Annotated in this window: 21 protein-coding genes and 1 pseudogene; 7 read left to right on the forward strand and 15 right to left on the reverse strand. The window is 69.3% G+C overall.

Annotation, left to right across the window (positions count from 1 at the left end; genetic code table 11):
* Window positions 1-32 precede the first annotated feature (32 nt).
* Entirely contained in the window at window positions 33-2,756 is a 2,724-nt protein-coding gene (locus tag ACWD6R_RS08125) for a LamG-like jellyroll fold domain-containing protein (RefSeq protein WP_451817926.1), read from the reverse strand.
* A gap of 237 nt (window positions 2,757-2,993) precedes the next feature.
* Window positions 2,994-4,007, reverse strand: coding sequence for a GDP-mannose 4,6-dehydratase (gene gmd / locus ACWD6R_RS08130; RefSeq protein WP_451817927.1), 1,014 nt, complete (start codon window positions 4,005-4,007; stop codon window positions 2,994-2,996).
* A 152-nt stretch (window positions 4,008-4,159) separates the two neighbouring features.
* Between gmd and ACWD6R_RS08135 the strand changes: the two genes are divergently transcribed.
* Window positions 4,160-5,104 carry a GDP-L-fucose synthase family protein gene (locus ACWD6R_RS08135; protein WP_451817928.1) on the forward strand — a complete coding sequence of 315 codons (945 nt, stop codon included), beginning with the start codon at window positions 4,160-4,162 and terminating at the stop codon, window positions 5,102-5,104.
* A gap of 71 nt (window positions 5,105-5,175) precedes the next feature.
* On the opposite strand, the pseudogene ACWD6R_RS08140 reads toward ACWD6R_RS08135, so the two are convergent.
* Window positions 5,176-5,751: pseudogene (locus tag ACWD6R_RS08140) on the reverse strand (sugar transferase); the annotation flags it as partial.
* A 393-nt stretch (window positions 5,752-6,144) separates the two neighbouring features.
* Between ACWD6R_RS08140 and ACWD6R_RS08145 the strand changes: the two are divergent.
* Together ACWD6R_RS08145 and ACWD6R_RS08150 are read left to right on the forward strand one after the other, a co-directional pair.
* Window positions 6,145-7,314, forward strand: coding sequence for an LCP family protein (locus ACWD6R_RS08145; protein ID WP_451817929.1), 1,170 nt, complete (start codon window positions 6,145-6,147; stop codon window positions 7,312-7,314).
* 113 nt (window positions 7,315-7,427) lie between these two features.
* Window positions 7,428-8,939, forward strand: a complete 1,512-nt coding sequence (locus tag ACWD6R_RS08150) for a glycoside hydrolase family 71 protein (RefSeq protein WP_451817930.1) — start codon at window positions 7,428-7,430, stop codon at window positions 8,937-8,939.
* Here the strand turns inward: ACWD6R_RS08150 and ACWD6R_RS08155 are convergent.
* The 4 genes from ACWD6R_RS08155 to ACWD6R_RS08170 all read right to left on the reverse strand — a co-directional run bounded on the left by ACWD6R_RS08155 (window position 8,915) and on the right by ACWD6R_RS08170 (window position 12,284).
* Window positions 8,915-9,904, reverse strand: coding sequence for a signal peptidase II (locus tag ACWD6R_RS08155; protein WP_451817952.1), 990 nt, complete (start codon window positions 9,902-9,904; stop codon window positions 8,915-8,917). The genes ACWD6R_RS08150 and ACWD6R_RS08155 overlap by 25 nt on opposite strands.
* A 209-nt stretch (window positions 9,905-10,113) precedes the next feature.
* Window positions 10,114-11,007 (reverse strand): prolipoprotein diacylglyceryl transferase, encoded by an 894-nt coding sequence (gene lgt / locus ACWD6R_RS08160; protein WP_451817931.1) that lies wholly within the window; start codon window positions 11,005-11,007, stop codon window positions 10,114-10,116.
* A 102-nt stretch (window positions 11,008-11,109) separates the two neighbouring features.
* Window positions 11,110-11,763, reverse strand: a complete 654-nt coding sequence (locus ACWD6R_RS08165; protein ID WP_451817932.1) for a hypothetical protein — start codon at window positions 11,761-11,763, stop codon at window positions 11,110-11,112.
* Window positions 11,760-12,284, reverse strand: a complete 525-nt coding sequence (locus ACWD6R_RS08170; protein WP_451817953.1) for a TetR/AcrR family transcriptional regulator — start codon at window positions 12,282-12,284, stop codon at window positions 11,760-11,762. The genes ACWD6R_RS08165 and ACWD6R_RS08170 overlap by 4 nt, the downstream gene beginning before the upstream one ends.
* A 557-nt stretch (window positions 12,285-12,841) precedes the next feature.
* Here ACWD6R_RS08170 and ACWD6R_RS08175 point away from each other — a divergent pair.
* A complete protein-coding gene (locus ACWD6R_RS08175; RefSeq protein WP_451817933.1) occupies window positions 12,842-13,321 on the forward strand; it encodes a hypothetical protein in 480 nt (159 codons plus the stop codon).
* 357 nt (window positions 13,322-13,678) lie between these two features.
* On the opposite strand, the gene ACWD6R_RS08180 is transcribed toward ACWD6R_RS08175, so the two are convergent.
* The 5 genes from ACWD6R_RS08180 to ACWD6R_RS08200 all read right to left on the reverse strand — a co-directional run bounded on the left by ACWD6R_RS08180 (window position 13,679) and on the right by ACWD6R_RS08200 (window position 18,151).
* Window positions 13,679-13,837: a hypothetical protein gene (locus ACWD6R_RS08180; RefSeq protein ID WP_266988512.1), complete on the reverse strand. Its 159-nt coding sequence runs from the start codon at window positions 13,835-13,837 to the stop codon at window positions 13,679-13,681.
* A 66-nt stretch (window positions 13,838-13,903) separates the two neighbouring features.
* Window positions 13,904-14,854, reverse strand: a complete 951-nt coding sequence (locus ACWD6R_RS08185; RefSeq protein WP_451817934.1) for a cytochrome c oxidase assembly protein — start codon at window positions 14,852-14,854, stop codon at window positions 13,904-13,906.
* Window positions 14,855-14,965: 111 nt separating this feature from the next.
* On the reverse strand, window positions 14,966-15,991 hold the full coding sequence (locus tag ACWD6R_RS08190) for a 6-phosphofructokinase (RefSeq protein ID WP_451817935.1): 1,026 nt from the start codon (window positions 15,989-15,991) through the stop codon (window positions 14,966-14,968).
* Between the two features lie 158 nt (window positions 15,992-16,149).
* Entirely contained in the window at window positions 16,150-16,878 is a 729-nt protein-coding gene (locus tag ACWD6R_RS08195; RefSeq protein WP_359111411.1) for a type 1 glutamine amidotransferase, read from the reverse strand.
* Window positions 16,879-16,912: 34 nt separating this feature from the next.
* Window positions 16,913-18,151, reverse strand: a complete 1,239-nt coding sequence (locus tag ACWD6R_RS08200; RefSeq protein WP_451817936.1) for a MurT ligase domain-containing protein — start codon at window positions 18,149-18,151, stop codon at window positions 16,913-16,915.
* Window positions 18,152-18,265: 114 nt separating this feature from the next.
* Here ACWD6R_RS08200 and def point away from each other — a divergent pair, with 114 nt between their 5' ends.
* On the forward strand, window positions 18,266-18,811 hold the full coding sequence (def, locus tag ACWD6R_RS08205; protein WP_451817937.1) for a peptide deformylase: 546 nt from the start codon (window positions 18,266-18,268) through the stop codon (window positions 18,809-18,811).
* A gap of 16 nt (window positions 18,812-18,827) precedes the next feature.
* Here the strand turns inward: def and ACWD6R_RS08210 are convergent, their stop codons facing one another.
* Entirely contained in the window at window positions 18,828-19,478 is a 651-nt protein-coding gene (locus ACWD6R_RS08210) for a TetR family transcriptional regulator (RefSeq protein ID WP_451817938.1), read from the reverse strand.
* Window positions 19,479-19,662: 184 nt separating this feature from the next.
* Here ACWD6R_RS08210 and ACWD6R_RS08215 point away from each other — a divergent pair, with 184 nt between their 5' ends.
* Complete coding sequence (locus ACWD6R_RS08215) at window positions 19,663-20,889, forward strand: acyl-CoA dehydrogenase family protein (protein WP_451817939.1); 1,227 nt, start codon at window positions 19,663-19,665, stop codon at window positions 20,887-20,889.
* A 147-nt stretch (window positions 20,890-21,036) separates the two neighbouring features.
* Here ACWD6R_RS08215 and ACWD6R_RS08220 read toward each other — a convergent pair whose 3' ends face one another.
* Together ACWD6R_RS08220 and tnpA are read right to left on the reverse strand one after the other, a co-directional pair.
* Window positions 21,037-21,525, reverse strand: coding sequence for a glutathione peroxidase (locus tag ACWD6R_RS08220; RefSeq protein WP_451817940.1), 489 nt, complete (start codon window positions 21,523-21,525; stop codon window positions 21,037-21,039).
* Between the two features lie 113 nt (window positions 21,526-21,638).
* The gene (gene tnpA, locus ACWD6R_RS08225; protein WP_451817954.1) at window positions 21,639-22,022 is read right to left on the reverse strand and encodes an IS200/IS605 family transposase; all 384 of its coding nucleotides are present in this window, start codon (window positions 22,020-22,022) and stop codon (window positions 21,639-21,641) included.
* Between the two features lie 188 nt (window positions 22,023-22,210).
* On the opposite strand from tnpA, the gene ACWD6R_RS08230 reads away from it, so the two are divergent.
* Window positions 22,211-22,796 (forward strand): hypothetical protein (locus ACWD6R_RS08230; protein WP_451817941.1); only part of this gene is annotated, 586 nt, incomplete at its 3' end.

Genomic DNA, 22,796 nt, shown 5'->3' on the forward strand with positions numbered 1-22,796 from the left:
CCGGTGCCCCGCACGCGGGGACGCGGTGAGGGTTACGGCGCCCCGAAGGTCAGCACCAGCTGCGGGGTGTTCTCCGCGGCCGACGCCTCACTGGACCACAGCCACAGCGCGTCCGTCCCGGTGCTCGTGAGCGCCAGGTCGTAGCTGCCGCCCAGGGCCGGGGAGAGCGCCGTGGTGTTGAGCGTCGCCGAGTAGACCGTCGAGAGGTCGGTGGCCCCGCTCAGGGTGCCGACCACGGTCGAGGAAACAGCGGGTTTGGAGGCGTAGGTGGTCCCCGCCTCCGTCCAGCTTCCGGTGACCGGCCGCACGGAGATGTCGTCCGTGCTGCCCGCGCTGCTCAGCGTGGTGGTCTTCACCGCGAGCCGCGCGCTTTTGAGCTCCGTCCCGGCCGGGGCAGTCGGCAGGTCGAAGCGCAGATACGTCTCGTACGCCGCGCTGCCGCGCACCGCCAGCGAGGTGGAGGTGCCGTAGTTGGTGCCGGTGGCACCGGCGTTGACGTACGTGTCGTCCGAGGCCAGGACGGTCTGCACGCTGTCGGCCGGGGCCGAGGCCACGGTGTGGTGGCTCTGCACCTGGGCCGCGCTCAGCACCGACGGGTAGATGGCGGTCTCGTCGATCTGTCCGGCGAAGTAGTTGCTGGAGGGCTGGTTCGGCCAGCCGTTGAGGTTGTCGCCGCCGACGTGCCAGTAGCCGCTGTAGCTCTGGCTATTGGTCTCGGCGAGCGTGCCGACCTGGGTGCCGTCCACATACAGTGCCAGGCCGGAGGATCCCTGGGTGGCGACGACGTGGTGCCAGGCGTTGTCGTTGTAGGCGGCGGGTGAGGTGATGGTGCGGGCGCTGCCCGTCCACACGCCGAAGACCAGTCGGCCGTCGTTGCGCATGTAGACGTGCTTGTCGTAATTGCCGCTGGGCCGCGTGGTGTTGTTGCCGAACCCGACGAGCTTGCCGCCCCTGTTGGTGGTCGTCCTGAACCAGGTCTCGATCGAGTACTGGCTCGGCACCGTGGTGCGCTTGTCGCTGTAGACGATCTGGTCGCTGCCGTCGAAGCCGATGGCTGTGGACGGACCGGTCACGGCGGCCGGGGTCTGGCGCAGCGAGGGCCCGTTGAGGTGGATGCCGTTCTGGTCACCGGGTGAGGTGTCGCCGACGAACGGGGTGGCGGACTCGTCGTAGCGCCAGTACAGGTTCGCGCCGTCGTCGAGTACCTTCGCCGCGTACTTCTGGGCGGAGGTCGGTACCGTCACCGTGGCCGCGGCGGACAGCGCGGAGGTGTTGCCCGCGCCGTCGGTGGCTGCCACCCGGTAGCTGTAGGTGGAGCCGGCGGTGACGTTCTTGTCGGTGAACGACAGCTGCGGGCGCGACCACTCCACGGAGTCGCCGTCGACCGTGTACACGGGCGTGGAACCACCGTTGCGGTAGACCTTGTACGTCAGCTTGGTGTCGTCCGTGTCGAGGCCGGCGCGCCAGCGCACGTGGGCCTCGGTCGGCTTGACGGACTCGGCGCTGACTGACGGCACCGTCGGCGCACCGGTGTCCGGGGAGGCCGCGAAGCGCGTCAGGCCCTGGGCCGCCGAGCCGTTGACGGTGGTGAACTCGCCGCCGACCCACATGTACTTGTTGTCAGAGGTCTCGGAGACTGTCATGGCTCGCGGGCCGATACCCTCGCCCAGACCGTCGTTGGTGTCCGGGAACCAGCCCAGCTTGTCGGTGCCGGTGGTCGGCTCCGCGAGCAGGTGGTGGCGGCGCCCGTCGGGGAACTCTCCGACGCTGGAGCAGTCGTGTGCGTGCGAGGCGCTGTAGAGCACGTCCTGGTACGACTTGACGGCCTGGGTGGCGCCCAGGCAGGTGTCGCGCCAGCGCTGGTCGAGCGTGGACAGGTCGAGCGCGATGCGGCCGTCGAAGACGCCGCCGCCGGTGCCCTCGTTGCCGGTGTAGAAGCCCGTGGCGTCGGTGTCGAGCGCCTTGACCACCGAGTTGGTCTCGATGAACCCCGGGTAGGTGCGGACGTTGTCGCCCGTGGTCGCGTCGACGACGGCCAGGGCGTGCGAGTTCGCGCCGTTGACGGTGAAGAAGTCACCGCCGAGGATCACGTTCTGGCCGTCCGGGGTGACCGCGACGGCCCGGCCGGGCTCGTCGACGTCGGCCTGGAACGGCTTGACCGCGCCGCTGGTGGCGTCCACCGCCGCGTACCGCGCGTGCGCGCTGCCGCCGACAGAGGGAAAGTCGCCGCCCAGGTACACGGTGTCGTCGGTGACCGCGAGCGCCCGGACGGTGGCGGAGACGCTCGGGTGGAAGGCCGCCTTGGGCGTGCAGGTGGCGATGTCGATGGCGGCGAGGCTGCTGACCTGCGTGCCGTTGACCGCGCCGAAGTAACCGGCCGCGTACAGCGTCTTCTTGTCCGGCGAGACCGCGAGCGCCCGTACGGTCGCGGTGCCGCTGCCGATGGTGAAGGACAGCGTGCAGGAGGTGGGGTCGCCGGTCGCCGCGTCCAGCGCGACGAAGTTCACCGCGTTCTGCGCGGTGCCGCTTCCTCCGTCCGGCGGACGCACCTGCGAGAAGGTGCCGCCCGCGAAGACCGTGCCGTGCGCCTCCGCCAGGGCCCACACGATGCCGTTGGTCTGCCAGGTCGGCAGGTCGTCGGCGGTGAAGGCGATGGGCGGGGTCAGCGCGGCGGCCGGCTGTGGCAGGGCCACCAGGCCCAGGCCCGCCGCGGTGGACAGGACGAGGGCGGCGCTGAGCCCTCTGGATCTTTGCATGTACCCCCCGGCTTCCGGGCCCGGTCGCGGGCCCTCTGCCTCGACGAGCCCGCCGATGTCCCCCGGATCCGAACGGGCTGCATGAACGTGTTTACTCGCGAACCATACGAGTACATGACACGCGATGGAGCGCACTTGACTCATCTAGTAGGAAATTCCGGTGTGTTCACGATGATCCCGTGCGTCCCGGACGTCCGCATCCGGTACGCACGGTCGCCTTTCTGCACGCACCCGGCGTCAGCGGTCGATGCGCACCGCGGCGCCCGCGAGCTGGTCCTCCACTTGCCGCACATCGGCGTCGACCATGATCCGCGCGAGCTCCTCCACCAGGACGCCGGGCCGCCAGCCCAGCGTCTCGCGCGCCTTGGACGCGTCACCGATCAGTGCGTCGACCTCGCTGGGACGCTCGTACTTGGGGTCGTAGCGCACGTACTCGTTCCAGTCGAGGTCGGCGTGGGTGAACGCGGTCTCCATGAACTGCCGCACGGTGGACGGGACTCCGGTGGCGACCACGTAGTCCGTCGGCTCGTCGTGCTGAAGCATCCGCCACATCGCCTCGACGTACTCGGGCGCGTACCCCCAGTCGCGGACCGCGTCCAGGTTGCCGAGGTAGAGACGGTCCTGGAGGCCGGCCTTGATCCGGGCGACGGCGCGGGTGATCTTGCGGGTCACGAAGGTCTCGCCACGGCGCGGGGACTCGTGGTTGAACAGGATGCCGTTGACCGCGAACATCCCGTATGCCTCGCGGTAGTTGACGGTGGTCCAGTACGCGAAGACCTTCGCGGCACCGTACGGGCTGCGCGGGTGGAAGGGGGTGACCTCGTTCTGCGGGGGTGGTGTGGAGCCGAACATCTCCGAGGACGACGCCTGGTAGATACGGGTCTCCACCCCGCTCGCCCGGATCGCCTCCAGCAGCCGCAGCGTGCTCAGGCCGGTCACGTCGCCGGTGTAGAGCGGCGCGTCGAAGGAGACTCGCACATGGGACTGGGCGCCCAGATTGTACACCTCGTCCGGCTGTATGTCGCGCAGCAGGTTCACCAGCGCCACCCCGTCGGAGAGGTCGGCGTGATGCAGCACGAGGCGTCGCTCGGCCTCCTGGGGGCCCTGGTAGATGTGGTCGATCCGCTCGGTGTTGAAGCTGGACGACCGCCGCACCAGGCCGTGCACCCGGTATCCCTTCGACAGCAGCAGTTCCGCCAGGTACGAGCCGTCCTGCCCGGTTACGCCGGTGATCAGCGCGGTTTTGGCCATGCGGGGTTCCCCTCCCTGCCGGACCCGTCCCGGGGACGGATCCGGTCCGTACGCCCGCCGTGCGCGGGACGCATGTCATGAACTACGGTAAATTTCGGCAGAGTTGGCGGTGTGGGCGTGCTGATCACGCGGCGCCTGGCATGATCCGGCTCATGACCGCATCGCTGCTGCCCGAAAGCGCCCGTGTCTTCGTCGCCGGCCACCGTGGCCTGGTGGGCTCCGCTGTGGCCCGCCGGCTCGCCGCCGACGGGCACGAGGTGTTCACCCGTACCCGCGCCGAACTGGACCTCCGCGACGCCGCGCTCACCGCGGCCGAACTGGCCGCCCTGCGCCCCGACGCGGTGGTGCTCGCCGCCGCGAAGGTCGGCGGGATCATGGCCAACAGCACCCAGCCGGTGCAGTTTCTGGAGGAGAACCTCCAGATCCAGCTCAGCGTGATAGCCGGGGCACAGGCCGCGGGGGTGGACCGGCTGCTCTTCCTGGGGTCGTCGTGCATCTATCCCAGGCACGCGCCCCAGCCGATCACCGAGGACGCGCTGCTGACCGGCCCCCTTGAACCCACCAACGAGGCATACGCCCTCGCGAAGATCGCGGGCATCGTCCAGGTGCAGTCCTACCGGCGCCAGTACGGGGCGTCGTACATCAGCGCCATGCCGACCAATCTCTACGGTCCCGGCGACAACTTCGACCTGGAGACGTCGCATGTCCTGCCCGCCCTGATCCGCCGCTTCCACGAGGCCGTGGCCGAGGGACGCGAGGAGGTCATGCTGTGGGGCAGCGGCACCCCACGTCGCGAGTTCCTGCACGTGGACGACCTCGCCGCCGCCTGCGCCGTGCTGCTGCGCTCCTACGACGGCGACGAGCCGGTCAACGTCGGCTGCGGCAGCGACCTCACCATCCGCGAACTGGCCGCAACGGTCGCCGAGGTCACCGGGTTCACCGGCCGGATCGCCTGGGACACGACGCGGCCCGACGGCACCCCGCGCAAGCTGCTCGACATCTCCCGGCTCGCGGAGCTCGGCTGGAAGCCGGCGATCCCGCTGCGCGACGGCATCGTCGCGACCTATGCCCACTGGCGCAGCGGCTTCGACGGCTGACGGACCCGGCTGGTTCACGGACCCCGGCGCGCGGCGCGCGCCGGGGCACTGTCCGGCCACGAGCGGCGCTCTCAGTACGCCCCGCGGCCGTCGACGACGGCGCGGAACGTGCGGGACCTGACGTCCACATCACTGGTGAACGACCAATTGTCGACGTAGCTGAGATCGAGCTGGACGGTTTCGTCCCAGGACAGGTCGGAGCGTCCGTTGATCTGCCACAGCCCGGTCAGGCCCGGCCGTACGCTCAGCCGCCGCCACTCGACGGGCGTGTAGTGCGCCACTTCGCCGGCGAGTGGCGGCCGCGGACCTACCAGGGACATGTCACCCTTGAGGACGTTGACGAGCTGGGGCAGTTCGTCGAGCGAAGTGCGGCGCAGCCAATGACCGACCCGGGTGACCCGGGGATCGCGCCGCATCTTGAACATCAGGCCGTCGTGCTCGTTCTCCTGGGCCAGCGCGGCCTGCTGGCGGTCGGCGCCCACTCGCATGGTGCGGAACTTCCGCATCACGAAGGGGCGCCCGGCCCGGCCGATGCGCTCGCGGAGACAGAGCACCGGCCCCGGCGAGGACAGTTTCACTGCGGCTGCGATCACCAGCAGCACCGGTGCCAGTACGAGCAGGCCCAGCAGGGCGATGCTGCGGTCCAGGTCGGGAAGATACCAGCGGGACTTGCGTCCCATCCACAGTGAGGACGCGCGCGCCCGCGAGCGCGACTTACGTGATCTGTCGGATTCAGCGGCCTGAACATCCCACATGTACCCCCCCAGGCACGTTCTGCGGCACGGGTTGCCGGATGTCACGAACGCCCATTCGTCGAACATGCGGCACGATGGTGAACAGTACGGCAAACTTGTGCACATGGGGGCGTTTACGTGAACGTCACTGAGAAGTGCCGAGCCGTACGAAATCCCGCACCGAGCCCGCTGGTTGATGTCGCGTGGTGATGTCCGCACGGAAAGTAGTACGAATGTCGAACGTGCTGGCTACAGTGTGCGCCTGGTGCGGAAGGGGCCGCACCGCGTCCATGTGGGGAGTGCGTGGTGGGGGACAAGAACACGGCCGAGGCCGAAGCGACGGGCCTGGACGAAGCGGCGGACCGGGAGGAAGGGGCGGGCGGAGCCGGTTCGATGGCATCCGACCCGGTGGCCGACGACCGCGATCCGTCAACTGACGTTTCGCAAAAGGGGGTTGATGCCACCGGAACCACGCGGGCGCAGCCCCGGCGCGGCAGAAACCGCGCGCGACGGGTGCTCCTCGGGGCGCTCGTACTGCTCGCCGTGGGACTGCTCATGGTGGGCGGGTGCGCCTGGTGGGCCGTCGACCACTACACCGGGAAGGTCGACCGCATCTCCGGTGTCTTCCCGACGAAGGTCCCTGCGGCGGCGCAGCCGGCGCCCTCCGAAGGCGGGCAGACCTTCCTCCTCGTCGGCGTCGACAGCCGCTCCGTCCTGCCGACCACGGGCCGTGACGCCAAGGCCCCCGAGTGGAAGTACGGGGCCCAGCGCAGTGACACGATGATGCTGGTCCACCTCCCGGCCGACCATTCCGGCGCGTACGTCGTCTCGCTGCCCCGTGACGCGTGGGTGGACATCCCCGGACACGGCAAGGCCAAGCTCAACGCCGCCTTCTCCTGGGGTGGACCACCGCTGCTCATCGACACCGTGCAGCGGCTGACCAAGGTGCGCGTCGACCATTTCGCCGTCATCGACTGGGACGGTTTCAAGAAACTCACCGACTCCGTGGGCGGAGTGGACCTCGTCGTGGACGGCGCCGGCCGCCACATGAACGGAACGCAGGCCCTGGCCTACGTGCGTGAGCGTTATCACCTCGCCCGCGGCGACTTCGACCGCACGCACCGTCAGCAGTACTTCCTGCGGACGCTGCTGGCGAAGGTCATGAGTCCTTCGACCTTCTCCAACCCCGGCAAGGCCACCGAGGTGCTGGACGACCTGACCGCCGCCGTGAGCGTCGACGACCGGCTCGGCGACGGCGACCTGCGTGCCCTGCTGTGGGACAACAAGGAGGTCCGACCCGGGAACATCGTGTTCATGAACGCTCCCGCCAAGGGAACCGGCATGATCTCCGGTCAGTCCGTGGTCCTCCTGGATTCCGGCGCGGGCCCTCAGCTGTGGCGGGCCATGCGCGAGGACGCCCTCGACATCTACCTGCAGTCGCACGACGCCGACCGGCTCGGCGCCACGACTCCCTGACGGGACGGCGGTGACCGCCGGAAATGCCCGCCTGGTGACGGTTCGCCAGACAATGGGCCGCACATGCACTAGAGTCCGCACCGTCGGCCCACCGGCGTCCGCGGAGGACACCCATGACGGATCATCCCGCTCGTCAAACGTACCAGCACCGAAGGCCGTCAGGCCGCCGGCGGCGCGCCGCACTCGGTGCCCTGTTCGGCCTGCTACTGATCGGACTGATCGCCGGCACCGGGCTGGCCCGTGACCGGGAAGACGCCGCGCCCCGCGCCGAGCGAACGGGCGTCGAGGCGCTTCCTTTCGACCTGCCGGCCGCCGATGTGCTCCGCGACGGCCCGCATCTGGTCTTCGCGCACTACTTTCCGCCGTATCCGCTCTCCCTCGACAACCAGCCCGCCGAGCACGACTACTACGCCCGCAACTACCTCACGCCGCAGGGCGAGCAGGGCAAGCACGCGGCTTACGGCGGACTGCTGCGTGACCGGCCGCTGCCCGTGCAGCGGTCCAGCGGCGACTGGCAACTCGCCAATCTGGAGCGGGAGGTGCGGACTGCCCGGGACGCTGGCCTCGACGGATTCACTGTCGACATCCTTTCCCTGACCGGCATCAACCGGCAGCGCGTCGACATGCTGCTGCGCGCGGCGCAGCGCGTCGATCCGGGCTTCCGGATCGTGCTGATGCCGGACATGACCTCCCTGCACACCGACCCGCGCACCCTCGCCGACCAGTTGGCCCGGCTTGCCGCGTCCCCGTCCGCATACCGGCTGGCCGACGGACGCCTCGTGGTCTCCCCGTTCAAGGCCGAGGCCCAGGACCCCGCCTGGTGGGGTCAAGTCATCGCGCGCCTGCGCGACCACGGCATCGGCACCGCGCTCGTCCCGGTCTTCCTGGACTTCCGCGCCAACGCCGAGAGGTTCGCGCCGATCAGTCACGCCTTCTCGTCCTGGGGCAACCGCAGCTACAGCCGCCAGGACAACGTTCCCGGCGACATCCAGCTCGCCCACTCCCTGGGAAAGAAGTGGATGCAGGCCGTGTCCGTGCAGGACGCCCGACCCAACCAGGGCATCTACGACGAGGCGGGCAACACCGCCACTCTGCGGTCGACCTGGAACCACGCCATCTCCGACGGTGCGGACTGGGTGCAGCTCACCACCTGGAACGACTACTCGGAAGGCAGCCAGTTCGCCCCCTCACTGCACAACGGCCACACGTACCTGGACATTTCCTCGTACTACCTCACCCGCTTCAAGACCGGGGCGTGGCCGCAGATCGTCCGCGACACCGTGTACGTCACCTCCCGCGTCCAGTTCACGGATGCCGGCAGTGCCTCGCTTCAGCCCCGACTGATGCGCCCGCGTCCGGGCACCGCGCCCCCGCGCGACCAGGTGGAGGTGCTCACCTTCCTGACCGCGCCCGCCACGGTCTCCGCGCGTGTGGGCACCGTGCCCCACACCTACCGTGCTCCCGTCGGCGTGTACGCCCGGGACCTGCCGCTGAGCCCCGGTCGCACCGAGGCCGTGGTCCGCCGCGCGGGGGATACCGCCGCCGCCGTCACGACCCGCTGTCCGGCGCGGCGTACGGCCACCGTGCAGGACCTTCAGTACTACGCGGTCTCCAGTGGCCGATGAAGGCGTCGTACACCAACCACTACCGGCGCGGGCTGATCAAGCTGCTGGACGTGCTGGAGTTCCGTTCCTCCAACCATGCCCACCGGCCGGTGATCGAGGCCCTGGCGCTGGTGGCCCGGTACGCGAACGCGGGGAACACGACGTACTACCCGCTGGGTGAGACGGTGCCGGTCCACAAGGCGATGGGTGGGGACTGGGCGGAGGTCGTGCACCGCACCGACAAGCGGGGCCGGCGCCGGGTGGTGCGCATGGGCTACGAGGTCGTCGCCTTCCAGGCCCTGCGCGATCAGCTCAAGTGCAAGGAGATATGGGTGGTCGGCGCCGATAAGTGGCGCAACCCGGACGAGGACCTGCCGCAGGACTTCGAGGCCCGGCGGGCGGAGAACTACCGGGAGCTGCGCAAGCCGCTGGACGCCGCGGTGTTCGTCGACGAGCTGCGCGAGCAGATGACGGGCGAACTGACCCTGCTCAACGACAAGATGCCCAAGCTGTCCTGGCTGGACATCGCCGAACGGAAGTCCGGGGCGATCCGGCTCACGGCGGCCGAGGCCCAGCCCGAGCCGCGCAACCAAGATGCGGTCCACGAGGTTGCCCGCCGCGCCGCCGACCAGCAGGCCGAAGACCACACCCCACAGGGGGACGCGGACCCGGCGTGCGACCCAGAGCATGCCGGTGATCACGATGAGTTTGGCCGCGCTGAACAACCACGTCGCGTCCTCGCCGACCGAGAATGCGGCGCCGGAATTGGAAATCAGGGTGAACTTCAGGAAACCGCCGAGAGTGCTCACCGGGTCCGCCGGCGAGAAATTGGCCAAGGCGATCTGTTTAGTTGCCAGATCCACGACCAGCGGCAGTACCGCCATGACAGCGATGAGGCCGAATCGTCGACGGCTCCTCGCTTCGTCCAATTCGCTCACCGGGTCCCCCGCTCTCGACGTTCCCACTGATGAGCCCGCAAGTCTCATCACGGTGATACACCTCTCGGTGCTCTGGAAGGCTGGGGCGCACAAGCACGGCTAGCCGCCCACACGAGCGCATCACGATCTGTTCCCGACGTTCCAGAACCTGCCTCTTCTTGGGGAGAGGATCACTCGCCTGCTGGAGCTGCCGCCTGGCTCGCCCGATGAGCCGTTCCCTGGATGCCGGAGCTTCGGCTGCCCCTCGCGCTGGGCTGTTACCCGGAGGCGGGGTCGACAGAGGCGACGGCCAGGCGCGGCTCATCGGCCCTCTCGTTGCCGCCCTCGTCCTGTGGCCGCGACACGTCCTCGATGCCTGGGTGGCGGCGGGCCGATACGACGAGGCAGGCGATGGCGCCAAGGAAGACCATGACAGAGGTCCAGTTGTTCAGGCGCAGTCCGAGGAACGTGTGGGACTCGTCGATGCGCAGGTACTCGGTCCAGAACCGGCCGACCGTGTAGGCGGCGACGTACAGGGCGAAGGTCCTGCCGTGACCGAGCGCGAACCGGCGGGTCGCCCAGAGGACCAGTGCGGCGACGCCGATGTCCCAGAAGGACTCGTAGAGGAAGGTGGGGTGATACGTCGCGATGTCGAGCATGCCGGACGGACGGTGCGCGCGGTCGATGTCCAGGCCCCAGGGGAGCGTGGTGGGGCGGCCGTAGAGTTCCTGGTTGAACCAGTTGCCCCAGCGGCCGATCGCCTGGGCCAGGGCTATGCCGGGAGCGACCGCGTCCGCGAAGGCGGGGAAGGGGATGCGGCGGCGACGGCAGCCGATCCACGCGCCGACCCCGCCCAGGGCGATGGCGCCCCAGATACCGAGCCCGCCCTCCCACACGTACAGGGCTCGGATGGGCTCGCCGCGTTCGCCGAAGTACGCGTCGGGGCTGGTGATCACGTGGTACAGCCGTCCACCGGCGAGGCCGAATGGCACTGCCCAGATGGTGACGTCCGCGATGGCGCCCTGATCCCCGCCCCGCGCGACCCAGCGCCGGTTGCCGAGCCAGACAGCCACGAACACACCCAGGATGATGCAGAAGGCGTACGCCCTCAACGGAACCGGGCCGAGGTGAAGCACTCCGGTCGAAGGGCTGGGAAGGTAGGCGAGATCCATGGTCACTCCGTAGGAGGCTCAGTCAAGCGGACTGGTAATCAGGCGTGCACCGAACGGCTTCCTGAGACCCTTGATCAGAAGCCCGTCTGGTCGAGCGAGCGCTCAGGGCCGGCGTCTGAGGGCTGCGCCGAGTGCGGCGATCCAGATCAGCAGCAAGGGCAGTGAAATGAATGCCGCCGGGGTCAAGGCGGTGGACAGGAGCAGGTAACCGATACCGGAAGCGGTGATCGTGGCGGCGAGGACCCAACCGATGACGACCTCCCAACGCCGCAGCAGTGTGCCGTGCCGCGAGGCCGTGCAGGCGGCCGCGGCGAGCGTAGCGAGGGCGAACATCTTGACACCGTCCGCACGTTGGACCGCCTCGAACAGTGCGCCCGTCCTGCCCGGTGACACTGGATCAGCTCCAGGTATCGCGATCAGCTCCAGGACGAGCTGCACGCATGCGAGCGCCCCCGCGGCTCTCCCGGCCCATCCGGCCAAGCGAGCCGCGGTGTTGCCGGTACGGCGGGCCCAGTCGAGCACTCCGGATCCGACGACCAACAGGCCGACGGCTGCCACACCGTGAACGAGCAGCGCCTGGGCGACAGCCTGGACCGGCCGGTCGGCGTACGCGGCCGTGATCCCGACGTGTGTGTCACCGACTTCGGGTGTGGCTCCCCATGCGGCGGTGAGCCCGAGAATCCACGCCGCGGCGTGTGCGTATCCGGCGGCCCGGGCGGTGACGCCGGTAGCGGGCTCCTTGGCGATGGTGGTCATGCGGTGTCTCCCCGGGTCTTGTTCCGGATTGTCTGGGCGAAGGCCTCGCAGCCGGTGCACCATGCGGCGTCCAGGTCTGCGCCGGGCGGGAAGCGGCCATCGAGTTCGAGCACGACCATGCCGTGCGCGAATGCCCAGAACGAGCGCGCGCTGTCAATGTCGCCGTGCACCGCGTGGGCCAGCGGCGTCGCCGCGCGATCTTCGAGTCCTTCGGGGAGCGCGGTGCGGGCGAGCGGCCGACTATGGGTGATGCGATAGAGGTGCGGACTGGCGAGCGCGTGCCGTCGGTAGGCATGGGCGAGCACAAGCAGGGGCGGTTCGACACCGATCTCGGCTTCGGCGGCCTCCAGTTCCTCCGCCAACTGGGTCATCCCCTGCGCCTGGAGCCCAGCCTCGATAGCGGCCTTGTCAGGAAAGTGCTTGTACAAGGAAGGCGCCCGGATGCCGACACGCTCGGCGATGCGCCGCATCGACAACGCATCCGGCCCTTCGGCGTCGAGCAGTTCCCGGGCTGCGGCCATGATCTGCTGCGCGCGGTCAGCCACGGCGGGCCGTCCGCGCGATCGCGATGCCGGTGGGCCGTCCGGATCCGGAAGCCGGCATCCGAACGGTGGGTGAGACCGGGGAGGGTGGAGGGTGTCGAACTCCGGCCTGTCGAGCCTGAGCGTCAATGCCTATCCAGGGGCGGCGCCCTCGCCTGCGACCGTCATGCGAATGCTGCGCGGAAACGACGAACAGCCCGCCATAGAGGGCGCGGGCCGGTCCTTCCGCAGTAAATACCGGATTTACTGCGGCGAACTCTCTACCGTGATCACCGCGACCTGCGGCGGACCATTCCGGCCGCCAGGGTGAGGTGTACGCATTTACTGCGGCAGTGCTGGGAGGGCGGGGCGGGCATGGTGATGGAACCTGTGACCGAACTCGGGAGCGGGGGTGCGCTTCGGCTGCCGCGCGCCCGGGTGGTACCCCTGTCCGCCCCGCCCGCGTCGTACACCGCGGCAGTCGAGCGGTACCTCACCGGCGCTGGCATCGCGAAGTCCTCCGCGCGGATCTACCGCATCTCGCTCACCACTTGGGGGTGGATGCTCGCCGGGGAACCGGCGCCGACCGGACCCGCCCGCCGGGGCGCGAAGCCCCCGTCTTCCCCGTCGCCGCGATCAACAACCCGGCACTGCCCGAGGTGCTGGCCGAGCTGGCGGCGGCCCGGGCGGACGAGATGGACGCCGACACCGTCAACCGGGAGCTGTCCATCGCGCGCAAGGCGATCGGCTGGTGGCAGCGCCAGGGCTGGATCGAATGCGATCCGACGATGGGCATCGAGCGGCGGCCGGCACCGCCCGACCGCACCAAGGCCCTGGCCGAGACGTCACCGCCGTCACGAGCACCCTGGTCGAGGCTCTGCCGCAGGGCTGCACACCTGGGTGCGGTACGCGGAGAAGGGCAGCATGATCAGTACTGGTCGGGTGCGCTGCGATCGCTCGGCCGCTGCAGGCGGCACGTCGAGGGCGACGTGGTGAACCGAGGATTCGCCCCGGTCGAGCGTCCCCGCGGATCGTGACGCCGGACGCCGGCGGACGGACTGTCCCCTACGAAGGGACCGGCGCGGACTGGCTCGACTGGACAGCCCACGCGACGCGCCGGGACCACCGACGGCCACGCGGAACCGGCGCCGTCGACCGTACGTTCCACGCCGGAACTGCCTGGCGGCGCCCGGGGCGCGTACCGGATCGGGCTCGCTCTGCCCGACACCCGCTTCGAGGAAGCGGCCCGCGTGGTGCGCTGCGCGAACGCGACGACGCCCTCGGTGAACGGGGCGAAGGTGCCGGCCGGGGTTCCGATCGGGCGCTGCCTCTCGGCCGGACGGGTCGTCCGAGCCCTGCCGGGCCCACCCGTCGCAACGGAAAAAGGTCCCTGCTCAGGTGTCGCGCGTGGCGACCATTCCCAGGGTGATCAGCCCGAGCACCACCCAGCCGAACCAGAGCCAGCCGTTGCTCCCCAGCGCCACCGTGTAGGCGGTGACCGCCACCAGGGCCCCGACGGTGAGCATCCCCATCGTCTTCGTGGATCCGGACATGCGCGTACCCTCCTCGTCGGCCGCGCGGCCGTGGACCCCATCGTCACCCGGAAGGTGTCTCCACCGCTACTGTCCGCGCGCCTGCAACGAGGCGAGATAGGCGTTGTACGCCTTCAGCTCCTGGTCCCCGTCGCGGTCGGCGGCGCGGTCCGCACGCTTCGCGGTCCGCTGCTCGGAGCGGTACCACTGGAAGACCAGCGCGATCAACACCAGCACCGAAGGGATCTCGCTGAACGCCCAGGCGATGCCGCCCGCCCAGTTCTGATCGCTGAGCGCGTCGATGCCGAGCGAGGCCGACGGATGCTTGTACGTCTCCACCATCGGAGAGGTCGCCATCATCAGCGCGATACCGAAGAACGCGTGGAACGGCATCCCCGCGAACAGCTCCAGCATCCGCATCACATAGCCGGGCCGGTGCGGTCCCGGGTCGACGCCCATGATCGGCCAGAAGAAGACCAGTCCGACGGCGAGGAAGTGCACCATCATCGCGAGGTGCCCGGTCCTCGAGCCCATGAGGAAGTCGAAGAGCGGGGTGAAGTACAGCGCGTACAGGCTGGCGATGAAGAGCGGGATGGTGAAGACCGGATGCGTGATGATCTTCATGTACCGGCTGTGCAGCAGCATGAGCAGCAGCTCGCGCGGGCCCGTGCGGCCACGGCCCGCGACCGGCAGTGCGCGCAGCGCCAGAGTCACGGGGGCACCCAGCAGCAGCAGGATCGGCGACAGCATGCTGATCACCATGTGCTGCACCATGTGCACGCTGAACATGACCATGCCGTAGTCGTTGAGCTTCGTGCACATCACCAGGGCGATGCTCAGCACGCCGACCGTGAAGAAGATGATCCGGTTGACCGGCCAGCCGTCCCCGCGTCTGCGCAGTCGCAGCACCGCGTAGCCGTACAGGCCGAGCGCGAGGACGCATCCGATCAGGAATACGGGGTCCGCGGAGAACTGGAGCCCGCGTCCCAGCGTGAACGGCGGCAGATCCATGTTCATGCCGTGCCCGCTGTGATCCATCTGTTCACTCCCGATGGGGACGTCCCCGTTTCGTGCCGGTTGTCCCGACCAGAGTAGAACTGCCCCCGGCCGCAGCTGCGGGCGGGGGCAGTTCTCAGGTGCTGGTGTTGCTCAGAGCACGCACTCGGCCTCGGCGTACCGCTCGGCCGGGACCGTCTTCAGGTTCTCCACGGCCTGGGCCAGCGGCACCATGGTGATATCCGTGCCGCGCAGCGCCGTCATCATGCCGAACTCGCCACGGTGCGCCGCCTCGACCGCGTGCCAGCCGAAGCGGGTCGCCAGGACCCGGTCGTACGCGGTCGGGGTGCCGCCGCGCTGGACATGGCCGAGTATCACCGGGCGGGCCTCTTTGCCCAGGCGCTGCTCCAGCTCGACGGAGAGCTGCGTGGCGATCCCGGTGAACCGCTCGTGGCCGTAGATGTCCTTGGTGCCCTGCTCGAACTCCATGGAGCCCACGCGCGGCTTGGCACCCTCGGCGACGACGACGATCGCGAACTTCTTGCCCGCCGAGAAACGCTTGCCGACCAGCTCGGTCAGCTCGTCCATGTCGAAGGGGCGCTCCGGCACGACGATGGCGTGCGCACCGGCCGCCATGCCCGAGTGGAGTGCGATCCAGCCGGTGTGGCGGCCCATGACCTCGACGATCAGCACCCGCTGGTGCGACTCGGCGGTGGTCTTCAGCCGGTCGAGGGCGTCGGTGGCCACACCGACCGCGGTGTCGAAGCCGAAGGTCACATCGGTCGACGCGATGTCGTTGTCGATGGTCTTCGGCACGCCGACGATCGGCAGCCCCGCCTCGGAGAGCAGATGAGCCGCCTTCAGCGTGCCCTCGCCGCCGATCGGGATGATCGCGTCGAGACCGAGATCGGCGACATGCCCCTTGGCCTGCTCGACGCCGCCCCGCAGATGTGCGGGCTGGACCCGGGACGAGCCGAGGATCGTACCGCCGCGGGCGAGGATGCCGCCGACCGCGTCGAGGTCGAGCTTTCGGTAGTCGCACTCGAGGAGGCCCTTCCACCCGTCGTGGAAGCCGATGACCTCGTCGCCGTGGTCGACCACCGCGCGGTGCACGACGGAACGGATGACGGCATTGAGGCCGGGGCAGTCGCCGCCGGAGGTGAGCACACCAATACGCATTGCCCGGGAAACCTTTGCAACGTGGGCCGACGACCGGACCACGTCGTCCGGTTGGATCCCTGCCACCCTACCGGCGCAGGGTGGCGGGACCGAACCAGGCGTCCGCCTGCTGGACCCCGCTCAGTTGAGCGAAATGTGCGTCATGCGGGCCATGTGGGTCACGCGGGCTGGGTCGCCGACGCGATGCGCTCGGCGCGCAGCGCCTCGTACCAGCGGTCGTCCGTCGGCGGCAGGGCGTTGACGTCGAGGGCCAGCTTCAGGAGCAGGTCCGCGATCATCGGGTTACGGGCCATCACGGGCCCGTGCATGTACGTACCGAAGACCGTGTCGTTGTACGCCCCCTCGGTGCCGTCACCCGTGCCGTTGCCCCGGCCGAACTGCACCCGGGCGAACGGCCGCGCCGTCGGGCCGAGATGGGTGACGCCCTGGTGGTTCTCGAAACCGGTCAGCTGCGGCAGGCCCAGCTGCGGATCGATGTCGGCCAGTACGTCACCGACGCACCGGGCACCCTCGCCACGCGTGGAGACCACGTCGAGCAGGCCGAGACCGGGCTCGCGTTCACCGAGGTCGTTGATGAACTCGTGGCCGAGGATCTGGTAGCCGGCGCAGACCGAGAAGATGATCGCGCCGTTGGACGCGGCCCGGCTGAGACCGCCGTCACGGCGCAGCCGCTCCGCGGCGAGGCGCTGGGGACGGTCCTCACCGCCGCCGATCAGATAGATGTCGCCGGACGTCGGGATCGGCTGGTCGCTGCGCACGTCGACGCGCTGCACGTCGAGACCGCGCTGCCGGGCCCGGCGCTCCACCACCAGCGCGTTGCCCTGGTCGCCGTAGGTGCTCAGCAGGTCGGGGTAGACCCAGACCAGACGCAGACCGTTGTTGCTCATGCTTCGTCCTCTCCGGAGGTGGCCGGGGCCGGGGTCAGTTGCCGACACGACGGCGCAGCTCCTGGAAGGCGGTGTAGTTGGCGATGACCTCGATACGGCCGGGCGGGGCCTGCTGCACGGCCTCGTCGAGGTTCTCGCAGACCCGGAAGTCGAGACCGGCCACTTCGAGGCGGACCGCGAGGTCCAGCTTGCGGTCGCCGAGCACGAAGATCGGGTGGCCCGCGAGCTGGGTGTAGTCGACGTCCCACAGCCAGGAGGTGTCCGTGCCGTCCGCGCCCCGGGCGTTGACGGAGAGGATCACCGGCGTGGGCGGCGGGTCGATCAGGGAAAACGTTTCGAGCCAGCCCGCCGGGTTCTTCGCCAGCAGGAGCCGCAGCTCACGGCCGAGGAAGGAGACCACGTCGTAGCGGCCGGCGACGGCCTGCACCTGATACATGCGCTCCAGGGCGACCTGTGGCGGCACACCGAAGACGGCCGCGACGGCGGCCGAGCTGGTGGCGTTCGCCTTGTTCGCGCGGCCGGGGAGCTGCAGGTGGATCGGCCACGCCGAGCCGTGCGGGTCCAGGACGTAGTCGCCGTGCAGCACCCAGCTCGGGGCGGGGCGGCGGAAACCGCACTCGCCGCAGAACCAGTCGTCGCCGGGGCGCTGCATCACACCGCCGCAGGACGGGCAGGACCAGGCGTCGTCCTTCCACGCCTGCCCGGCCGCGACCCACACCACGTTGGGGGAGGAGGACGCCGCCCAGACGATCAGCGGGTCGTCGGCGTTGGCGACGATCACGGCCTTCGAGCCGGACAGCCCCTCACGCCACTTCTCGGCCAGCATCCGGGTCTCCGCGGCGCGGTCCAGCTGGTCGCGCGAGAGGTTGAGCAGCGCGATCACCTTGGGTGTGGTGTCCCGCGCGACGCCGGCGAGGTACTTCTCGTCGACCTCTATCACGCCGTACTTCGCATCCGAGCCACCGGCCAGGGCCGAGGTGATGCCCGCGGGCATGTTGGCGCCGAGCGCGTTCGACACGACCGGGCCGGCGGCCCGCAGTGCTTCGGCGATCAGCCGGGTCGTCGTGGTCTTGCCGTTCGTCGCCGACACGAGGATCACGTCCAGGTGCTGCGCCAGCCGCCCCAGCAGGTCGGGGTCGAGCTTGAGCGCCACCCGGCCGCCGATCACCGATCCGCTGCCGCGCCCCGCAGCGCGCGACACCGCCGCTGCGGCCTTGCCCGCCGTCACCGCCAGCTTGGCCCGCGGCGACAACGGCTCCGTGTTGCCTGCCATCGTCCTAGATCCTCCTTGCATCGGTCAGCGCCCAGCCTATCGATGTCCGGCGCGGCGACCGCACCACGGCACCACCAGGAAGGTGGAGGTCACGTGGAACGTACGATGACGGCCATGCGAAACCGCCCGATCCCCGGCAGTTCCGGACTCATCCGCGCCATGACTCTGCTCGGTGACCCGGTGCTTCACGGCGCCTGCGAGGACGTCACCGACTTCGGTCCGTCGCTCGCCCGGCTCGTCGAGGACATGTTCGCCACGATGTACGCGGCGCAGGGGGTCGGTCTCGCCGCCAATCAGATCGGCATACCGCTGCGGGTGTTCGTCTACGACTGTCCCGACGACGACGACGTCCGTCACCTCGGTCATCTCGTCAATCCGAAGCTGGTCGAGGCGGACGGCATCACGGTACGCGGGCCGGAGGGCTGCCTCTCGCTTCCCGGCCTGGAAGCCGGGACCCCACGCTTCGACCATGCGGTGGTGGAGGGCCTGACCGTCGGGGGGGAGCCGGTGCGGGTCGACGGCACGGGCTGGTTCGCGCGCTGTCTCCAGCACGAGTGCGACCACCTCGAAGGCACCGTCTACACGGACCGGCTGACCGGCCTGCGCCGGGCAAGGGCACTGCGCGCGGCCCGCCGGGCGCCCTGGGGACGTACCGACTGACCACGCTCTCCCGCCGTCAGAAGCCGGGCCCGCCCGGCAGGTCGCCCGCGGCGGCCAGCCTGCCCCACAGCAGATCGGCCAGGCTGCGCACCAACTGGGCGCGTGAGCAGGGGCGTTCGCCCAGCCACCAGTCGCCCGCCGCATGCATCATGCCGACGATGCCATGGCCCCAGATACGGGCCATCTCCTCGCTGTCCGGGCCCAGGTCCACCCGCTCGGCGATGACCAGGGCGAGCTCTTCGCCGAGCCGGCGCAGCAGCGGGGCGGAGTGGCGCCCGACGTCGAAGCCCTGCTCGGGGGAGGGGGCGGGGTCGTCGGACGGGTGCATCAGGAAGCGGTAGACCTGCGGACGGGCCTCGATTGCCGCGAGATAGGTGTCGAGCGTCGCCTCCACCCTCTGGCGGCGCTCGGCGGGGGCGTCGAGCGCCGCCCGCAGCGCGCTCAGCAGCGCGTCGGTGTGGCGCTTGGCGAGCGCGCGGTAGAGGCCACCCTTGTCGCCGAAGTGCCGGTACAGGATGGGTTTGGTGATCCCGGCCTCCGCCGCGATGGCGTTCATCGAGGCCTTGGGCCCGTCCCTGAGCACCACGCGGTCGGCGGCCTCCAGCAACTCCCGGCGGCGCTGCTCGGCCGCGGTCCGCTGTCTTTCGGCCTTTCCTGTGGTCTCCATGTCGCCTCTCCCCACCCTGGCCGTGCAATTGGCCATGCAAGTCCGTTACGCCTGCGCAACGTAACACCCTGCCCATCGGTGGTGCTGATCGGAGTCTGACCTGTTGACAGAGGCTACTTGTCGGTAACAGACTTCTGTTACCGCAAGTAACGATGATTTTTTACGGCAGTGCATGGAGGGGAACATGGCCGAGTTCACGCTCGATCTCAACGACGACCAGAAGCAGGTCCGTGACTGGCTTCACGGCTTCGCCGCGGATGTGATCCGTCCGGCTGCTTCGGAGTGGGACGAGCGTGAGGAAACACCGTGGCCCGTCATTCAGGAGGCGGCCAAGGTCGGCATCTACTCCCTCGACTTCTACGCCCAGCAGTTCTTCGACCCGACGGGGCTCGGCATCCCGATGGCCATGGAGGAACTGTTCTGGGGCGACGCGGGCATCGCCCTGTCGATCGTGGGTACGGGCCTGGCGGCCGTCGGCGTCCTCGCCAACGGCACCGAGGAGCAGATCGGCACCTGGATCCCGCAGATGTACGGCGATGCGAACGATGTGAAGGTCGCCGCCTTCTGCTCCTCGGAGCCGGACGCCGGCTCCGACGTCGCCTCGATGCGGACCCGTGCGGTGTACGACCAGGCCAAGGACGAGTGGGTGCTGAACGGCACCAAGACCTGGGCGACCAACGGCGGCATCGCCCATGTCCACGTCGTCGTCGCCGTGGTCGACTCGGAGCTCGGCTCCAAGGGCCACGCCTCCTTCATCGTGCCGCCGAACACCCCCGGGCTCTCGCAGGGCCAGAAGTTCAAGAAGCACGGCATCCGGGCCTCGCACACGGCGGAGGTCGTTCTGGAGGACGTCCGTGTCCCGGGCCACTGCCTGCTCGGCGGCAAGGAGAAGCTGGACCAGCGCCTGGCGCGGGCCCGCGAGCGCGCCCAGTCCGGTGGCGAGCGCGTGAAGAACGCGGCGATGGCCACGTTCGAGGCGTCCCGCCCGGCGGTCGGCGCGATGGCGGTCGGCACCGCACGCGCCGCGTACGAGGTCGCGCTCGACTACGCGAGGACCCGTACCCAGTTCGGCCGGCCGATCATCGACAACCAGGGCGTCGCGTTCCAGCTCGCGGACATGCGGACGCAGATCGACGCGGCCAGGCTGCTCGTCTGGCGGGCGTCCTGGATGGCGACCACCGGGAAGCCGTTCGAGTCGGCCGAGGGCTCCATGTCCAAGCTGTACGCGAGCGAAACGGCGAAGAAGGTCACCGCGCAGGCGATCCAGATCCTCGGCGGCAACGGCTTCACCCGTGAGTACCCGGTGGAGCGGATGCACCGGGACGCGGCCATCTACACGATCTTCGAGGGTACGAGCGAGATTCAGCGGCTGGTGATTGCGCGCACGCTGTCGGGCGTGCCGATCCGCTAGCGCGGTGCCGCAGGGGTGCCGGGGCGGTTGCGGTGCCTCCGGCGCCGCTTTGTCCTCAATCGCCGGACGGGCTTGATCCTGTACCCGGCGGGGGTGAGGTCGTGCCGGGCGGGCTGACCATCAGGCCGCCCGGCACAACGCCGCCCGTCAGGCGGGGAGCAGGGCCTCGATTGCCGCCACGAGCTCCGGCGCCTCCGGTTCCGTGCGGGGGCGGATGCGGGCCACCGGCTCGCCGGACGGGGAGATCAGGAACTTCTCGAAGTTCCACTGCACGTCACCCGCCTCGCCGTCGGCGTCCGCGAGCTGCGTCAGCTCCGCATACAGCGGGTGCCGCCCGTCACCGTTGACGTCGACCTTCTGCAGGAGCGGGAAGCTGACTCCGTACGTCGTCGAGCAGAACGTCTGGATCTCCTCCGCGCTGCCCGGCTCCTGGCCCGCGAACTGGTTGCACGGAACACCGAGCACGGTGAAGCCCCGGTCCCCGTACTCCTTCTGCAGCCGCTCCAGGCCCGCGTACTGCGGGGTGAGCCCGCACTTGGAGGCGACGTTCACCAGCAGGACCGCCTGGCCGCGGTAGGCGCCGAGGGTGGTCGGCTCGCCGGTGAGCGTGTGGAGCGGAATGTCGTACAGCGTCATGGGGGTCTCCTTGTAAGTCGCTTCCGACGCCATTCTTACCGATCATCTTGCGTGAAAGCCTCGGTCTTCGGGCCGGGGATGGAACGCATCTCTGGGTTGCTCTGGCCCGCAGATCAGAGCGGACGTTGTTGCTGCACGATGTACTGGCGGATGTTCGCGAGTGGTGCGCCGCCGCGGGAGGCGGAGAGGTAGGACGGCGACCACGGGCGTCCGTGCATGATGGCCCGGTTCGTGATCCCGGTGTATTCGCGTCGCAGGTAGCGGGCGGAGACGCCCTTGAGGCTGTTGACGGGCTTGGAGACGGCGGCCTTGGGCGGGTAGTGCACCAGGAGGTGCGCGTGGTCGCGTTCGCCGTTGAACTCCTTGAGTTCTGCCTCGAAGTGTTGGCACACGTCCCGCATGATCTCTTCGCAGCGCGTCAGCATGTCGTCGGTGAACACTCCCGGCCGGTACTTGGTCACAAAGACCAGGTGAACGTGCGTCGCCGAGTGTCCTATCCCAGGTAAGTGTGGGCAGCACGAAGCAGTGACCTGGAGTGCCTGCCGTTGTCTGGGACACCTCGCCTACTTTCGTCCCAGACAACCGTAGGCATCTGCGCGGATGGCACTCGAAGATCCTGCCTGGTTCCGGGAGGTCCTGGGCCGCCCCCGAACAGTGCCGGTTGCCCGTAGGGCATGCTGGCGTGGTGAGCGATCTCCAAACCACATGGGATGACTGGCTAAACAGCCTGGCCGGGCCGCAGCGGGACGCTGCGACAGCGCTTCGCGATCAGTTGGAAGCTCTGGGGGTTGATGACGCGGCGGGCTGGGCCAGGTCGGAGATCAGCGAGAACCTGCCGCATCTCGCCCGATTGATGCTGCTGCAAAGCCTGTGGCGGGAACCGATCGGCGGCTGGGCTTCGCCGGGCGCTCTTGATCAGCTGCCCGCCGCCCAACGCCTTCTCACTGCGGGAGCTGATCGGGGCGACCTGATGCGGCTAGCTCAGGCTGTTGCCTACGAAGCGGTTTTCGCAACGCTTGACGCGCTCGACGCAGGCCGCGATGTAAATGTCTCAGGCGTTGATGTCGGCTGGACGGTCATCGAGTCTGGCGAAGACGGTTCGCCGACTGGGCGAGTCCTCTCAGGCTTGCACGAAGACCTGCTCGCTATGGACCCGAGGGGATGCGACGGAGCCTACCTCGAGCAATGCTCAATACCTGTGGATCAGCCTGCAGGAAGGAGGCGTACCTTCCCGATGGATCGATCGATAGGTCATCGAGCAAGGCCGACGT

The sequence above is a fragment of the Streptomyces sp. NPDC005151 genome, assembly GCF_053599875.1.

What these genes read in the sequence shown, in the direction of transcription:
- ACWD6R_RS08125 (WP_451817926.1), bottom strand. Translation starts at nt 2,756, where the DNA reads ATGCAAAGATCCAGAGGGCTCAGCGCCGCCCTCGTCCTGTCCACCGCG.
- gmd (WP_451817927.1), bottom strand. Translation starts at nt 4,007, where the DNA reads ATGGCCAAAACCGCGCTGATCACCGGCGTAACCGGGCAGGACGGCTCG.
- ACWD6R_RS08135 (WP_451817928.1), top strand. Translation starts at nt 4,160, where the DNA reads ATGACCGCATCGCTGCTGCCCGAAAGCGCCCGTGTCTTCGTCGCCGGC.
- ACWD6R_RS08150 (WP_451817930.1), top strand. Translation starts at nt 7,428, where the DNA reads ATGACGGATCATCCCGCTCGTCAAACGTACCAGCACCGAAGGCCGTCA.
- ACWD6R_RS08155 (WP_451817952.1), bottom strand. Translation starts at nt 9,904, where the DNA reads ATGAGACTTGCGGGCTCATCAGTGGGAACGTCGAGAGCGGGGGACCCG.
- lgt (WP_451817931.1), bottom strand. Translation starts at nt 11,007, where the DNA reads ATGGATCTCGCCTACCTTCCCAGCCCTTCGACCGGAGTGCTTCACCTC.
- ACWD6R_RS08165 (WP_451817932.1), bottom strand. Translation starts at nt 11,763, where the DNA reads ATGACCACCATCGCCAAGGAGCCCGCTACCGGCGTCACCGCCCGGGCC.
- ACWD6R_RS08170 (WP_451817953.1), bottom strand. Translation starts at nt 12,284, where the DNA reads ATGGCCGCAGCCCGGGAACTGCTCGACGCCGAAGGGCCGGATGCGTTG.
- ACWD6R_RS08180 (WP_266988512.1), bottom strand. Translation starts at nt 13,837, where the DNA reads ATGTCCGGATCCACGAAGACGATGGGGATGCTCACCGTCGGGGCCCTG.
- ACWD6R_RS08185 (WP_451817934.1), bottom strand. Translation starts at nt 14,854, where the DNA reads ATGGATCACAGCGGGCACGGCATGAACATGGATCTGCCGCCGTTCACG.
- ACWD6R_RS08190 (WP_451817935.1), bottom strand. Translation starts at nt 15,991, where the DNA reads ATGCGTATTGGTGTGCTCACCTCCGGCGGCGACTGCCCCGGCCTCAAT.
- ACWD6R_RS08195 (WP_359111411.1), bottom strand. Translation starts at nt 16,878, where the DNA reads ATGAGCAACAACGGTCTGCGTCTGGTCTGGGTCTACCCCGACCTGCTG.
- ACWD6R_RS08200 (WP_451817936.1), bottom strand. Translation starts at nt 18,151, where the DNA reads ATGGCAGGCAACACGGAGCCGTTGTCGCCGCGGGCCAAGCTGGCGGTG.
- def (WP_451817937.1), top strand. Translation starts at nt 18,266, where the DNA reads ATGCGAAACCGCCCGATCCCCGGCAGTTCCGGACTCATCCGCGCCATG.
- ACWD6R_RS08210 (WP_451817938.1), bottom strand. Translation starts at nt 19,478, where the DNA reads ATGGAGACCACAGGAAAGGCCGAAAGACAGCGGACCGCGGCCGAGCAG.
- ACWD6R_RS08215 (WP_451817939.1), top strand. Translation starts at nt 19,663, where the DNA reads ATGGCCGAGTTCACGCTCGATCTCAACGACGACCAGAAGCAGGTCCGT.
- ACWD6R_RS08220 (WP_451817940.1), bottom strand. Translation starts at nt 21,525, where the DNA reads ATGACGCTGTACGACATTCCGCTCCACACGCTCACCGGCGAGCCGACC.